Source organism: Photorhabdus aegyptia, assembly GCF_000612035.1.
GTDB classification, from domain to species: Bacteria; Pseudomonadota; Gammaproteobacteria; order Enterobacterales; family Enterobacteriaceae; genus Photorhabdus; species Photorhabdus akhurstii.
Genome location: NZ_JFGV01000054.1, coordinates 1 through 13,847, shown reverse-complemented (window position 1 = coordinate 13,847; position 13,847 = coordinate 1). Strand labels below are relative to the sequence as shown.

Genomic DNA, 13,847 nt, shown 5'->3' with positions numbered 1-13,847 from the left:
TGCTACCTGGTTATTTATAAAGTGGTAAGTTACCGGTGAGTTTATTGATCTCTTTCTTTGGTCCAACTATGCCGATTCCTGATAACTTCAATTCATCGGAATGCTCAGCAGATAATTTTCCTTCGTATTCCTCATATGTTCTGCATGATTGCGCTAAACAGGAAAAAGGGCTCAATTTAAAATTATCGTTAGATTTTAATTCATTATGAATAGCATCCAGTACATCATGGCTTGCTTTCAAAATAGGCAAAGGCGTTTTAATGACACCGGGATAACAAATGCTATCTTTACTAAAGACATCATGCCCTACAATGCCGTTAATATTTCTGCCAATTGAAACACTAATGACGCTCAGTGCATTCATGGCTAACCCAAGTGGCAGACTATCAGCGATAACGACGACACTTTTATGTAGGTTTTCGTCAAACTCCATACGACTTTCCTATTAATTGAGTGAAATTTATCAACTTATTTACATCGATAATAATATCAGAGACTGTCCATGTACTTATTTCTTTCCATAGCACTACGCCTTTTATATGGTCGGGATGATGCATATATATGTTCAGGTCTTCGTAACTTTCAAAGTAACCAATTAAACTAAAGTCAACTGATTGCTTTCTGTCTACCGTACTGCGGCCACAAAACCATCCTTTTATTTCACTTATCTCATTTATATGATTTAAAGTCACCTTCTCTGCTAATATGGCTTTTTCACTATCCCAGCTTATTCCATCCTTGAAGGTAAATAAGACTTGATGTGCAATCAAGTTATTTTTGCCCAACATGACTTACCTCATAATTAATGATTTTAAGTTATAATAACCTATGGAAATAATTTAATTTACACTTAATATTAGCGCATGCCTGATTTAGTTTTTTTGATTTGCGTCTAATTTAAATATCATATTGCATTTATAGCAGTCAACTATTTCCCAGTGGTAATAATTCAAAGGAAAGTGGAAAAATTGTGATTTTGACAATGAGATAATGATAAAAAAGCTATTATGGCTTACCTCTTGAATGTTTAAATTTTTCCACTGCTCTTGAACGACAAGGTTGCTTTATGAGCAGTGGTTATTTTCTGATAGGCCGCAACGATCATAAAACATTTTGTTAGTATTTCTGATTTGTCAGTAAATGAGCGATTTTTTGATGTTAAAAATAACCAGATCGTCGGTTGGATCATAATAAGGCGTTAAAGCAATTCTGAGGATTTGCGGCAGTAGTCTTGCGTTAGTAGGACTTCAAATCATGGTATGCCGTTGCGCATGTCACTAATGATAGGTGTTTTGGTAATATTTTTAAATAATCTATTATTTATGCTTGATTGTTTGCATTGGGTTGTAATATACTGCGCTCGCTTTCAGGGGCCCCCTGAAATACGCCGGCTTAGCTCAGTTGGTAGAGCAACTGACTTGTAATCAGTAGGTCACCAGTTCGATTCCGGTAGCCGGCACCAAATCAAATAAGAAGCCGTTATCTTTTCAGAAGGTAACGGCTTTTTTCTTGCCATCATTTCAGATAATGCTGTTTGTATATCCAGTGAATTTTGTTATTTTCTATTATGATTTCCAGCTTAAATTGGTGCGTGAATTTATCGTATAGTTAAACTCACCGTCAGGCAGATCGAATGAAACAGAGTGACTAAAAATATAAAGATATCAGACTTTCGGATAATGCGGATTTCTTTTCGCTTGTAAAAACTCACAGAGAAAAATATTGGCATTTTGGGTATCAAAAAAATATTTGCTATCGGCATGTATCCATCTATTGGTCTGGCGAGAGCTGAAAATAAGATGGGGCAGGGTAGAAAATAGCATGGGTTTAAAAATCTCATTGTTCAGAAGAGAATATATCTGACAGTGTTAAAACTTTTTACGTAGATATTTACCTGATAATCGGTAATTTGTCGTTAGTAGCATTAATCCTGTCGATGTCTTAAATGTTTGGTCTAATCTGGTGGAGATATTAGGAATAGGGTTATTGAGATCTCACATTTGCACCGATTGGTTGCCTGTCACACTGTAAACAGGCTGATTTCTGTGGTCTTCGGCATAGGTGTGGCAACCATTCTTAATCGGCATTTTACGAAGGGTTTCAAAGTTGATGCAAAATATTTTTTACACTTAAATATCCATGAGATAAAAAATTTGTGCTATTTTTTATTTAATGCATTTTTCATCTCATAATAAAAAGGGGGTGTTATGTTGCTTGAAAATTCTTGATCAATAATAAAGAAAATGCTTGTTGCTTTAGGTGCTAAGCGTTTTAAAGGAAGGGACATTAGAGGATTAAATGAAGATTATAAATTTGTATAATAAATATGTAGATGAGGAAGGGAAACACTTTATGGTCATCCGTATTAATAACGATATTTATGTGTTTTCCTCTGAAACTAAGCTTAGTCTAGAATAGGGGGTGTTTACGATTTTTATTTAATAGACTAAGTAAACAGATATATTTAAACGACATAGTTACGTAGCAGAGAAACACAAAAATAGAGAATGAGAAATTTGTTATAATGCCGAATGCATGGATGCATGAGACCATCATGAAAATAATTTTTACTACTATTTGTTACTAAAAGTTAAGGTCAAAATATATGCGCAATATTCAACAAGTTTTAGAGTGTTGGGGCGGTTGGGTTGATGATGCCACAGGTGTTAATTGGCCACCGATCGCTGCTGGATTTAAAGGTCTGATTGCGTCAACTCGTTCATTACGCCCTTCCTGTTGTGATAACGATGGCTTGATCATTGATGCTTGTATCGCAAAGTTGCAGACGGTAGATAAGTCTGAAGAAATTGAAGTCTTATTTATGTACTACGCTTTGGGGATTTCCAAACGATCCATCGCGCGTTTAATTAAAGTACCTGATATTGAAGTACGTTCCCGGTTGCAAAAGGGTGAAAGTTTTGTTCAGGGATGTTTGGCTATGCTCGATATTAAGTTAGAAATGGATGATGAAATACAGAAACACAAAAAGCTTGCGCGTACGCAAAAAGCTATGGTAGTGTACTAATCAGTTAAAGTTGTGAATAAGCCCCGATAGAAATGAAATATAGAAATATATGGAAATATCGGGGCTTTTTTCGTTCGGATGTTGCAGGTAATGGGGGAAATTAGGATTTAAGCCATCAAATTCGGTTTAAAAAATTCCTGTTATCCGATGAACTCTGATAAATAAGTAAAAATTTAAATCATAATTGTCGAAGGTCGCACTGTGTTGCGGCCTTTTTCGTATTTGCCGCCGCGAATTACTTACGCATATTTTTTTACCTTTTTCGCGGTCGATATCCCTATTAAATCAATCATAACTTGGTGCTGAGAACTAAGTTTCCAGTAAGAACTAGCCCTTCATTCGAAGCTTGGTTTCGCCAGTCACAGGGTGAGTTATTGCTGTTTGATGGAGGTATTTTTGATGAGTAACGGTAGTGATAAAGCGGGTTGGTTAACACCTGTCACGCTTGGGCCTGAGTACGATGATGAGCTGGAACACATACTGAGTCGTTGGCTGGGAGGTGTTTCTGGTTTGCCTGACGATAAAGTACGTTCTCGATGGGCATCAGCACAACTGCCCCAGTTATCGGCAGATGATGATTGGTGTGATTTTGTCGTTACGGATTTTATTTCGGATGCCTCGCCTGCTTTTGAGAACCAGACTGATGAAGGAACCAAGTTATGGCGTCATGAAGAAATTATCTGCTTGATTTCCTTTTATGGCCCGAATAGCCAGCGGTACGGTGCTCGTTTTCGTGACGGGGTGGCGGTCAGTCAGAACAATGACGAATTAGAACGTTTCGGTCTTTCAGTAGACAAACTTAGTCGGCTGACTTCTTTACCGGAACTTATCAATAACCAGAGGGTGCGTCGTTATGACATGACGATCACCTTGCGGCGAAAAGTGGTGCGTGAATACGGTGTTAAATCACTGGTGGAAGCGCCTGTCAAATTCTTAGGAGATTAAATTATGCAGGGTTTACCTGTTTCAAACATTATCAATGTCACGTTGAATATGGCTCCTCATGCGGCTCAGTCCCGGAACTTTGGGGCGTTATTGATCATCGGTGCAAGCAACGTGATCAACCCTCACGAACGTTTACGCCGGTATTCCGATATCGATAGTGTCGGTGCTGATTTTGGACTGACTTCACCAGAATATCAGGCTGCGGCGCTTTATTATTCCCAGTCACCCCGTCCGGTTGATTTATATATTGGTCGGTGGGCTAAAGATAATGTGGTCTCTTCTTTACAAGGGGCAGTATTGACTAAGCAGCAGCAAATTATGAGCAAATTTATTGCCGTCACCGATGGTTCTTTTAAATTGACGATTAACGGTAAAGAAGCGGTATACAGCGGCGTCGATTTGAGTAAAGAGAGCAATCTTAATGGTGTGGCCCAACGGGTGGCGGATAAGTTGAAAGATTGCTCGGTCACATATGATAGTTCCTCTTCACGTTTCGCTATTATGCCTAATTCTGTCGGTGTGGTTGGCCATGTTTCACCGGCAACGACGGGAACTTATATTGGTGATTTGTTAAAGCTGGATGAAATATCGGGTGCTACTGCTATCGAATCTACCAAAGCAGAAACCATTGCTGAGGCGGTGGCAGCACTGGGATCGGTATCCAGCGGCTGGTATGGGCTGGTTATTGCCGATGATACGTTGACGGATGGGGACATTCTGTCTGTTGCTGATTACATTGAGTCTGCATCTGTTTCCCGCATCTATGGACATACAGTGCAAAAAGCCGATGTCTTGGATGCTGATGTTAAAACTGATATCGGCTCAAAATTAAAAGAGAGAAACTATCGACGTACACTTTGGCAATATTCAACCGGTAAATCCTACACCGTTGCTTCTCTATTTGGACGTATGTTTACCGTCAATTTCAATGGTAATAACACCACGATAACCTTGAAGTTTAAACAAGAGCCTGCGGTAACCGCAGAAAACCTCACCGCAACGCAAGCCAATGTGTTGAAGGGGATAAATGGCAACGTTTTTGTTAAATACAGCAATGATACTGCCATTATTCAGGAAGGCGTCATGGCGAATGGGGATTTCATTGATGAGCGCCACGGTCTGGATTGGTTGCAAAACTACGTTCAGAACAATCTTTATAACCTGCTTTACACCAGTACCAGCAAGATCCCACAGACTGATGAAGGTGTCACACGATTAATCACCAACATTGAACAGTCACTTTCTCAGGCGGTGACAAACGGATTAATCGCTCATGGCGTATGGGGTGGCGATCCAATTGGCGCATTGGATACGGGCGCAACATTAACCAAAGGTTATTACGTTTACGCACCACCAATTGCGACACAGGCACAGGCTGATAGGGAAGCACGAAAAGCACCGGTTATTCAGTGTGCGATTAAATTAGCAGGCGCTGTTCACTACGCTGATGTCATTATTAATGTAAACAGATAAGGGTTGAAAATGGCTACATATTCTTTTCTTGATGTTTCTGCTTCTATTACTGGAGTGGGCGGCTCTTTTGATCTTGGCAACGGCGCCGCGCTCTCTGATGAGGGAATTACAGTCACCATGTCGGAGAGTAAAAACACCATGACCACCGGTGCAGATGGGGAAGTCATGCATTCACTGCATGCAACCAAGTCAGGAACTATCACCGTTAATTTACTTAAGACGAGCTCGGTAAACGCTAAATTGAACGCGATGCTTAGTGCGCAATCACTTTCATCGGCGGCATGGGGTAATAACGTGATTGTTATTCGCAATAAACAAAGTAATGACATTGCTGTTGCTCGCTCTGTCGCCTTTCAGAAACAACCGGATTTGCAGAATAACAAAGCAGGCGGTACCGTTTCTTGGGTATTTGATTGCGGAAAAATCGACATCATGTTAGGCACATTCTAACCCGCTTCCTTCACAAACAGTTAAATCACCTTCAAATCTGCCGCAGCATTTGTCTCTATTTTTAACATTGGACTTATGTTGTGGCAGTTTGAGCGAGCTTGAGGATAAGTGATCATGGAATTTGAAATTGATGGCAAAAAATATCGCAGTGGTAAACTAAACGCGTTTCAACAACAGGATTTAGCAGTGGCTTTGGCGCCGGCTATTCCGGCACTTGGGCCGCTGATGAAAAAGATCGTGACAGCTAAAAGTGATGATGGGATAGCGGGCTTTGAAGAAGTGCTCCCTTATTTGGTGGAATCCATCAACGCGTTAGGAAAATCAAACCGACATGAAATTAATGATATTTGCTTATCGGTGGTTTCTCGTGAACAAAATGGTATCTGGAGTCGGATTTATGAACCTGATGGACAGGTATTGATGTTCGATGACATCAACGGCTTCGAACTGCTGAAAATTGTCGGTTTTATTATTCGAGACGCATTGGGAAATTTTTTTCCCGCCCCATTAGAGAACGCAGTGTAATTCCAGGACAAGTCAGTTTAAATTTTGAAACCCTCCCGAAAGGGCGTGATTATCTGTTACGCCCGGTCATTGCGGGCATGTGCCGTTATGAATCGTTAAAAAATAGCGTTCTTGATCTGGCTGATATTGCATTGATGAATGATGCCCTTGATGTTAAATCGGAAAATGAGGCCATGATAGAGAGGTGGCGAAATGAGCAATGACATTGAAACAACTAAAGATTTCCTGATATCACTGAGGTTTGATGTTGATGAAGTGGAACAGCGTAAATTTATGGCTGTTATTACCGAAGTCACGTCTGGCATTCTCAAAATGAGGGCGGAAATTGAAAACGCAACATTAGTTGTGGCCAGTTTTATCACCCAAATAGCTGACGAATTGGATAAGTTATACGGGAAGTTGCAAGAAACAGACGCAGTGGTTGAAAAAATTAAATCTATCAATGAGGAAAGCGTCCGTCGAGCTGTGGGAGGTGTAGAGAGATTTCTGCCGAGCATTAATGCTCAATCCCATGATACAAATGGTCGCCATTTTAATATTGCCTCCTTGGTTGCATCGATGGGTGAGCAGTTATTAAAAGCAACACCGGATTGTGCTAATCAAAATACCAGTATACTTGATAGTGATGACATATTTAATGCTATTGAGGAATTAGTCAAATGGTTAGACAAAGGAGAAATTTCTGCGAAAGGTTTATTGGCGACATTGAATGAATTGTGGAAATTTACAGGTAGAAAAATTGTTTTGGGTGTATTATTTGATTTTAATAGTCGGTTAAATGCATTACAGGAAGAAGCAAGGAAAAATCACGAAACAATGGCTGAAACATTGTCACGGCGGCAAAGAGAATATGATGCAAATAAAAAACCACTTATAACGTATGATCAACTCAATAATTGGATGTCAACACATGGGATTTATATTGCTTCTGACTTGACTCCATTTTTCAGCAAAGATAAATATGAAAAATACCAAGAGAAAATTGATGGTAAGAAAACGATAATCCACAAAGAGTACAGCCAGAAAATTGCTGATATTTCCAATAAAGTGTCAGTACGATCAAGTAAAACGAAAATAAAACGAAAGAATAAGAAATTAAATAAAGATCATCTTAAAGCTGTCATTGTTGAACATCACGATGCGCCTAAGGAATTAAATACTCCAGTTAATCAACCAACGAATATTTTTAATAGTGAGCTTACAGCAGCAAAGCTAAAGAAATTAAAATTTTCGCGAGGGATACGGAATAACAATCCATTAAATATGAACTTTGCACATCAGACCGGGGCAGTACTTGAAGATAATCCAAAACCCAGATTTGCTAAGTTTCCAGATGCATTCAGTGGATTAAAAGGTACAGCTCATCAGTTGATGCGTTATTTTCGTGGTAAAACCACAGGAAAAAAGTTACAGACTATTGCAAGTATTGTCCCGACATGGGCGCCAAAGAAAGATCATAATAAAACCAAACAGTACATTGCCGACGTGTCTAAAATGATGGGAGTTTCTAAGGATACGTTCCTTGATCTCACTGATCCTGATGTGATGCAACGGCTGATTGATAGCATGATGATAAAGGAAAGTGGTGGTAATCCCTATTCACCAGAATTTATCAGGAAGGCGATTATGGCAGAGCTACAGCCAGCGAATAAAGCGCCAAAGCAGGCTGGACATTTAAATCACGTAGCTCACTCTTTGCAGAATATTTCTATTGATCATCGAATGATCAACGGTGCGGTGATAAATATCAACAGTATGATGAATCATCAGGGATTTACCCCTGCTTTATTACATCGTGCGCCAATACTTGCCAGCAATAATATGAAGGGAATAGGAGAAGTAAATTACCATATTGAAGTCAACGGTGTTGAATCCCCTAGAGAAGCAGCAAGACTAACCGGAGAAACGGTAGAACGTACTTACAGTATGCTGCTTAGAAATATGCAAACACAGGTGAAATAACAATGGATATATTATCAGTTATGTTTTCTCAGCAAAAGAGAAAGATAGGTGTTATTGTACCGAGTGTCGTTATTTCAGAAACCCATACCGATGTATCGAATATCACTGATCATCCGGTTCAGCAGGGGGTGACATTCAGTGATCATGCTTATGACAACCCATCAGAAGTGAGAATGGATTTAGGTTTCGCGGGTGGTGGTTCGCTGCTTGATATTATTGATACAACAAAGGTATTTGATATATCTACCGGACTGAGCCTTGGAACCAGTCCGCGTGATATATATCAACAGTTACTTGACCTGAGAGCATCACATAAACCGTTTGATGTCGTAACGGGGAAGCGCTTATATAAAAATATGTTGATTAAAGATATCAGTGTCACAACAGATAAAACCAGTGAAAATGTTCTATCGGTGGTTTTAAACCTACGTGAAATTGTTATTGTTGAAACATCACCGAATAAGGCTGCTCCGGCGGAAAATATGAAAAATCCTGAAGATACAGCACCTGTAGTTAATATGGGAGCTAAAGTTACGGTGAAGCCATCAATGCCAAAAATTATTCTTGATTTTATTATAGAGCGAGGTAAGAAATGGCTAGGGTTGTAGAAATTCCTTTATCACCTCAAAATCAGCAATTCGATATTCAGCTAAATGGCATTAACTATAAAATGAGATTGATGTGGCGTGATATCGCAGGTTGGATTTTGGATATTATGACGCCGGACAGTGAATTTATCGTCACAGGTTTGCCGTTGGTTTTTGGCGCTGACTTACTGGAACAATATCGTCATCTTGGTTTTAACGGCTCATTAATTTTTTATGGTGATATAAATCAGGAGAAACCTTTCAGGAATAATCTTGGTAAAGAGGATAGGTTATACTTTGTAGTAAGTTAACTTGATGAGGATAATGGAAAGATATTTTTAATAATTTACTACATACGCCGCTTAATTGCGGTTCTTTTATTTCTATTAATTAGGTGAATTATGTCAAAACAATGGATAAGAGAATGCCACCTTATCGTTGTAGACAAAGATGGCGAAAAAGTAAATTTATCAGACCTGAAAATCACATTTAACATTAGCAGAACGGAATCTTCCAATCTTGCTACCGGTATTTTTACTATATATAACCTCAATAACGAAACCAGTAATAAATTACGTAAAAATGAATTTAAAAAGATTAAATTTGTGGCGGGTTACAAGGAGAACTCAGGACAAATATTCTCAGGCCAAATTCAGTACACGTATGTAAAAAGAGACAACGCAACGGATACTTGTGTTGTGATTCATGCAGCGGACGGGGATGAAGCACATAATTACGCGACCGTGAATACCACCATTGCGGCTGGGTATTCGCAAGCAGATTTAGATCATTTGCTAATGCGTGATATTGCCAAATATGGCATTACGGCAGGTCTACGTCCTGAATTCAGTAAATCAGCATCACCCAGGGGAAAAGTGCTTTTTGGCATGCACCGCAATGAAGTTTCTAATCTGGCAAAACAATGTGATGCTAATTGGCGCTATGAAGATAACAAGCTACATATTGTACCCAAAAATAAATACTTAACTGAAGCCATTGTCCTTACATCAAAAACAGGTCTTATTGGTATGCCTGAACAAACTATTGGCTCAGGTATTAACGTTAAATGCTTAATTAATCCGAATATCCGCCCGGGTGCATTAATCCGACTGGATAATCGCTCAATCAAACCGGTTGATCCGGCGACTAAACAAGCTGCTCAGTCTGGCGATCATAAGGATGCAAAAACACAACCGGCAATGTTGGACGCTGACGGTGATTACATTGCCTTCAATGTGGAGTACTCCGGCGATACCCGCGAAACAGAGTGGTACATGACAATAATGTGTATCGCCAAGAGTGATCATACTTTGCTGAATCAATCAACTCACAAGAAGGATAAGGCAGAGAGCGAATGATAAACACTGACGAACGACTCAATAGACCCGAAGCGGTCTTTTTTGCTATGCAAGAAATGATTAGCGCCGGATTGTATGTCTCTTTGCCTTGCATTATTCAATCATTTGATGCTGATGCGGTAACAGTTACCGCGCAACCGGCCATCAGATGGAAAATCAGGCAAAAAGATGGGGAGCTGGAATCGGTATCCTTGCCGCTATTAGTGGATGTGCCGGTTATATTCCCAAGGGGAGGTGGCGTAACGTTAACCTTCCCGATAAGAGCTGGTGATGAATGCTTAGTCGTATTTGCTGATCGTTGCATCGATTATTGGTGGCAATCTGGCGGAGTACAAGAGCCGGTGGACCCCAGGCAGCATAACTTATCCGATGGATTTGCGATTGTTGGCCCACAATCTCAGCAGCAAAAAATATCGAATATCAGCACTCACACCGCGCAACTGAGAAGTGATGATGGTGCGGCGTATATCGAACTCGATCCCAACAGCCATAACATCACGGTTATCACACCGGCAAAACTTATCGCTACAGCTAATGGCAGCACTGAAATCACTTCACCTGACATCATCCTAAATGGCAACGTCACCATTAACGGCAACTTATCACAGGGCATGGGCGCTGGTGGTGGCTCCGCAACCATGCAAGGCCCAGTCACAGTGAGTAATGATGTGACAGCGGCAGGGATTAGCCTTAAAAACCATGTACATAGTGGTGTGCAATCAGGTGGCGGCAAGACGGGGAAACCTCAATGAGATATCGAAGAGAAATTGACAACGACTATGTATTTGGTCGTGGAGAGGCGGGTTTTCTTATCAATTCACCGGAGGCGGTCGCACAAGCGGTGAAAACTCGCCTGATGTTGCGTAGTGGAGAATGGTTTCTTGATAACCGGGAGGGGACAGATTACGACAGCGTATTGGGTAAAGGCACATCGGGTTTTTATGACCTGATTATTAGACAGCGAATACTGCAAACGCCGGGTGTAGAGCGTATTACCCAATACCGCAGTGCAAGAAACCCTGAAACAAGAAAAATCACCATTACAGTCACGATTGACACGATTTATGGCCAGACAGGAGTAACTGCTGATGTATGAAAGTATTATCAACACCATGTTACCTGCTATTGATAAAAATGGGATCAATGCTCCTGATTATCAAACCATCTTGAATAGCTGGAAGACGATATTCAGGGATATTTATGGGGACGATATTTACATTGAATCTGACAGTAAAGACGGTGTTTTTTTATCGTTGATAGCATACGTTATTCACGGTTGTAATAACGCAACCATTGCCTCCTATAACTCATTTAGCCCGACAACAGCGGTGGGCGAAGGGCTTTCCCGTAATGTCAAAATCAACGGCATCACCAGAAAAAGCTCTAGTAACTCAACGGTGGATGTTTTGGTTACAGGTCGAGCGGGTACGGTTATCCGCAACGCTTCCGTCCGGGATGATGCGGGAAACACTTGGTCGCTACCGGATGAAGTAATTATAGACACACACGGGCAAGCAATTGTGACGGCGGTTTGTCAAAAATCGGGCGCTATTGGCGCATTGCCTCACACGGTTAACCAAATTGCTACGCCGACATTGGGCTGGCAAACCGTGACGAACCCGGTTGCAGCTACACTTGGTCGGGGAATTGAAACCGATATAGAGCTGAGAATACGGCAAGCGGTTTCCGTTGCGCTGCCTTCGAGAACCATTATGGATGGACTGGTGGGGGCAATTGCCAATCTGCATGGGGTTTCACGTTACCGGGGATATGACAACGACTCGGACAACACGGATGAGAACGGCATACCTGCTCATAGCATTGCACTTGTCATTGATGGTGGAGACTCGAAAGAGATTGCTCGGACCATCCTGATAAAGAAAACGCCGGGTATACCGACATTTGGCACCACCTCTGAAACGATTACCGATGATTATGGCAATAAAAAAACGATTAACTTCTATCGCCCTACACTGGTGCCAATTTACGTTGAAATACACATAAAACCCTTTATCGGATATACATCAGATATTGGCAATAATATTCGTAACGAAATATCTAACTATATAAAATCCCTTTATATCGGTGATGGAATATATGTTACTCGTTTATTTGTACCGGCAAACTTATGCAATAAAAACGGTGGACAGACATATGAAGTATTATCTGTGACAGTGGGAAAATCAGCATCGACAACCGGAACGGCGAACATTGACATCGCATTTAATCAAGCGCCGACGTGTTCACCTGAAAATATTAAAATAGTAACGGTGCTCGAATGAACAAATATATGAAGCTAATTCCTGCATATCACATGGAAGGTAAAAAATATGTCAGGATGCTTGAAGCTGTGACTGATATTTTCAACCAGAATGCGCTGACAACAGATTTACTAATTAGCAGTTTTGATCTTGATAAAGCGGTGGGCAAACAGCTTGATATTATTGGAGAATGGGTAGGAAGAAATCGCATGATCCAAACTCCAATTGAATCCTATTACTTCTCCTTTGATATTACTGACTTGGGATTTGATAGTGGTCAATGGAAAGGGCGGTTTGACAGTGATAAAAGTTATATCAAACTGGATGATGATAATTATCGGATCGTCATCAAAGCCAAAATAGGCGCAAATAACTGGGATGGAACGGCTGGGTCACTTAATAACATCCTGAGTTTTATTCATTCAAATAATGGCCTATCGGTATCCTTCGAAGATAACTTGGATATGTCATTCACAGTAACTATTAAAGGTAAATCAATCAGTACGATTACGAAAGAAATCATCCATCAGGGTTATCTCTCGCTTAAACCTATGGGGATAACGGTTAATTACCATATAGTGGAGGGTTAGAAATGGCTAAAAGTGATTTTAAAGCATTTGCCATTGGTGAAAACGCGAATACTTTATCACAAGAAGAATATGAAAGTTCAGATTTTATTGAGGAGGGTTTTAAATCAGGAATAGCAAGGAGTGAGCGCTTAAATAAAGTTTGGCGCCAATCTTCGGTTATTGCTGCCGTAATTGGGAAATATATTGCGGAAAAAACTGGTGAAGACGTTATGGATGATGGTGACTTGGAGAAACTCGTAGCGCAATTGGATTTAGCATTAAAACAGAAAATTACTACGGAAATCCCTGATGCTTCATTAACGCAGAAAGGTATATCGCAACTCAACAGCGCGACAAATTCGGACAGAGAAGATCAAGCGGCGACTCCAAAAGCGGTTCATGACGTTAGAAAAATCGCTGAAAGCAAATTAAGTGGTGTTTCTGATGCCTCATTGACTCAGAAAGGGATTGTACAACTGAGTAGTGCGACAAATAGCACAAGTGAAACCTTAGCTGCGACGCCAAAAGCAATTAAGGAAGCATACGATTTTGCAAATACGGCAAATGTAGCAGCTAAAAATGCTCATGATGAAGCAAACAGGGCCACAGATAATGCTAACAGCAGATTGTCAAAAAACCAAAATGGCGCAGATATCCCTAATAAAAGTGAGTTTATAAAAAACCTTGGTTTA

General features: G+C 40.4%; 17 protein-coding genes and 1 tRNA gene. 16 read left to right on the top strand and 2 right to left on the bottom strand.

Annotation, left to right across the window (positions count from 1 at the left end; all coding sequences use genetic code 11):
• Window positions 1–10: 10 nt before the first annotated feature.
• Both BA1DRAFT_RS15860 and BA1DRAFT_RS15855 read right to left on the bottom strand, forming a co-directional pair.
• Entirely contained in the window at window positions 11–433 is a 423-nt protein-coding gene (locus tag BA1DRAFT_RS15860) for a DUF2000 domain-containing protein (protein ID WP_036781019.1), read from the bottom strand.
• Entirely contained in the window at window positions 423–788 is a 366-nt protein-coding gene (locus BA1DRAFT_RS15855; RefSeq protein WP_036781016.1) for a Dabb family protein, read from the bottom strand. Before BA1DRAFT_RS15855 ends, BA1DRAFT_RS15860 begins: the two co-directional genes overlap by 11 nt.
• 598 nt (window positions 789–1,386) lie before the next feature.
• Between BA1DRAFT_RS15855 and BA1DRAFT_RS15850 the strand changes: the two genes are divergently transcribed.
• The 16 genes from BA1DRAFT_RS15850 to BA1DRAFT_RS15780 form a co-directional block, all read left to right on the top strand.
• Window positions 1,387–1,462: transfer RNA gene (locus tag BA1DRAFT_RS15850), tRNA-Thr, on the top strand.
• Between the two features lie 1,143 nt (window positions 1,463–2,605).
• A complete protein-coding gene (locus tag BA1DRAFT_RS15845) occupies window positions 2,606–3,025 on the top strand; it encodes an antiterminator Q family protein (protein WP_036781013.1) in 420 nt (139 codons plus the stop codon).
• 396 nt (window positions 3,026–3,421) lie between these two features.
• Window positions 3,422–3,970 (top strand): phage neck terminator protein, encoded by a 549-nt coding sequence (locus tag BA1DRAFT_RS15840; RefSeq protein WP_420865154.1) that lies wholly within the window; start codon window positions 3,422–3,424, stop codon window positions 3,968–3,970.
• 3 nt (window positions 3,971–3,973) lie between these two features.
• Complete coding sequence (locus BA1DRAFT_RS15835) at window positions 3,974–5,443, top strand: DUF3383 domain-containing protein (RefSeq protein WP_082303704.1); 1,470 nt, start codon at window positions 3,974–3,976, stop codon at window positions 5,441–5,443.
• Window positions 5,444–5,452: 9 nt separating this feature from the next.
• Window positions 5,453–5,893, top strand: coding sequence for a DUF3277 family protein (locus BA1DRAFT_RS15830; protein WP_036781006.1), 441 nt, complete (start codon window positions 5,453–5,455; stop codon window positions 5,891–5,893).
• A 114-nt stretch (window positions 5,894–6,007) separates the two neighbouring features.
• The gene (locus BA1DRAFT_RS15825; RefSeq protein WP_036781004.1) at window positions 6,008–6,418 is read left to right on the top strand and encodes a phage tail assembly chaperone; all 411 of its coding nucleotides are present in this window, start codon (window positions 6,008–6,010) and stop codon (window positions 6,416–6,418) included.
• Between the two features lie 77 nt (window positions 6,419–6,495).
• A complete protein-coding gene (locus BA1DRAFT_RS24700; RefSeq protein ID WP_255417038.1) occupies window positions 6,496–6,621 on the top strand; it encodes a DUF6889 family protein in 126 nt (41 codons plus the stop codon).
• Window positions 6,611–8,380, top strand: a complete 1,770-nt coding sequence (locus BA1DRAFT_RS15820) for a hypothetical protein (protein ID WP_036781002.1) — start codon at window positions 6,611–6,613, stop codon at window positions 8,378–8,380. Before BA1DRAFT_RS24700 ends, BA1DRAFT_RS15820 begins: the two co-directional genes overlap by 11 nt.
• A 2-nt stretch (window positions 8,381–8,382) precedes the next feature.
• A complete protein-coding gene (locus BA1DRAFT_RS15815; RefSeq protein WP_036780999.1) occupies window positions 8,383–8,988 on the top strand; it encodes a phage baseplate protein in 606 nt (201 codons plus the stop codon).
• The gene (locus tag BA1DRAFT_RS15810) at window positions 8,973–9,278 is read left to right on the top strand and encodes a phage baseplate plug family protein (RefSeq protein WP_036780996.1); all 306 of its coding nucleotides are present in this window, start codon (window positions 8,973–8,975) and stop codon (window positions 9,276–9,278) included. The genes BA1DRAFT_RS15815 and BA1DRAFT_RS15810 overlap by 16 nt, the downstream gene beginning before the upstream one ends.
• A 90-nt stretch (window positions 9,279–9,368) precedes the next feature.
• Window positions 9,369–10,325: a phage protein gene (locus tag BA1DRAFT_RS15805; RefSeq protein ID WP_036780994.1), complete on the top strand. Its 957-nt coding sequence runs from the start codon at window positions 9,369–9,371 to the stop codon at window positions 10,323–10,325.
• Window positions 10,322–11,077: a phage baseplate assembly protein V gene (locus tag BA1DRAFT_RS15800; protein ID WP_036780991.1), complete on the top strand. Its 756-nt coding sequence runs from the start codon at window positions 10,322–10,324 to the stop codon at window positions 11,075–11,077. The genes BA1DRAFT_RS15805 and BA1DRAFT_RS15800 overlap by 4 nt, the downstream gene beginning before the upstream one ends.
• Window positions 11,074–11,421, top strand: coding sequence for a contractile injection system sheath initiator (locus BA1DRAFT_RS15795; RefSeq protein WP_036780989.1), 348 nt, complete (start codon window positions 11,074–11,076; stop codon window positions 11,419–11,421). The genes BA1DRAFT_RS15800 and BA1DRAFT_RS15795 overlap by 4 nt, the downstream gene beginning before the upstream one ends.
• Entirely contained in the window at window positions 11,414–12,607 is a 1,194-nt protein-coding gene (locus BA1DRAFT_RS15790; protein WP_036780987.1) for a baseplate J/gp47 family protein, read from the top strand. Before BA1DRAFT_RS15795 ends, BA1DRAFT_RS15790 begins: the two co-directional genes overlap by 8 nt.
• Window positions 12,604–13,176, top strand: coding sequence for a DUF2612 domain-containing protein (locus tag BA1DRAFT_RS15785; RefSeq protein ID WP_036780984.1), 573 nt, complete (start codon window positions 12,604–12,606; stop codon window positions 13,174–13,176). The genes BA1DRAFT_RS15790 and BA1DRAFT_RS15785 overlap by 4 nt, the downstream gene beginning before the upstream one ends.
• Before the next feature lie 2 nt (window positions 13,177–13,178).
• A partial coding sequence (locus tag BA1DRAFT_RS15780) for a tail fiber protein (protein WP_036780982.1) occupies window positions 13,179–13,847 on the top strand: 669 nt, incomplete at its 3' end.

Coding starts and splice junctions, on each gene's coding strand:
- BA1DRAFT_RS15860 (WP_036781019.1), bottom strand. CDS start 433: ATGGAGTTTGACGAAAACCTACATAAAAGTGTCGTCGTTATCGCTGAT.
- BA1DRAFT_RS15855 (WP_036781016.1), bottom strand. CDS start 788: ATGTTGGGCAAAAATAACTTGATTGCACATCAAGTCTTATTTACCTTC.
- BA1DRAFT_RS15845 (WP_036781013.1), top strand. CDS start 2,606: ATGCGCAATATTCAACAAGTTTTAGAGTGTTGGGGCGGTTGGGTTGAT.
- BA1DRAFT_RS15835 (WP_082303704.1), top strand. CDS start 3,974: ATGCAGGGTTTACCTGTTTCAAACATTATCAATGTCACGTTGAATATG.
- BA1DRAFT_RS15830 (WP_036781006.1), top strand. CDS start 5,453: ATGGCTACATATTCTTTTCTTGATGTTTCTGCTTCTATTACTGGAGTG.
- BA1DRAFT_RS15825 (WP_036781004.1), top strand. CDS start 6,008: ATGGAATTTGAAATTGATGGCAAAAAATATCGCAGTGGTAAACTAAAC.
- BA1DRAFT_RS24700 (WP_255417038.1), top strand. CDS start 6,496: ATGTGCCGTTATGAATCGTTAAAAAATAGCGTTCTTGATCTGGCTGAT.
- BA1DRAFT_RS15820 (WP_036781002.1), top strand. CDS start 6,611: ATGAGCAATGACATTGAAACAACTAAAGATTTCCTGATATCACTGAGG.
- BA1DRAFT_RS15815 (WP_036780999.1), top strand. CDS start 8,383: ATGGATATATTATCAGTTATGTTTTCTCAGCAAAAGAGAAAGATAGGT.
- BA1DRAFT_RS15810 (WP_036780996.1), top strand. CDS start 8,973: ATGGCTAGGGTTGTAGAAATTCCTTTATCACCTCAAAATCAGCAATTC.
- BA1DRAFT_RS15805 (WP_036780994.1), top strand. CDS start 9,369: ATGTCAAAACAATGGATAAGAGAATGCCACCTTATCGTTGTAGACAAA.
- BA1DRAFT_RS15800 (WP_036780991.1), top strand. CDS start 10,322: ATGATAAACACTGACGAACGACTCAATAGACCCGAAGCGGTCTTTTTT.
- BA1DRAFT_RS15795 (WP_036780989.1), top strand. CDS start 11,074: ATGAGATATCGAAGAGAAATTGACAACGACTATGTATTTGGTCGTGGA.
- BA1DRAFT_RS15790 (WP_036780987.1), top strand. CDS start 11,414: ATGTATGAAAGTATTATCAACACCATGTTACCTGCTATTGATAAAAAT.
- BA1DRAFT_RS15785 (WP_036780984.1), top strand. CDS start 12,604: ATGAACAAATATATGAAGCTAATTCCTGCATATCACATGGAAGGTAAA.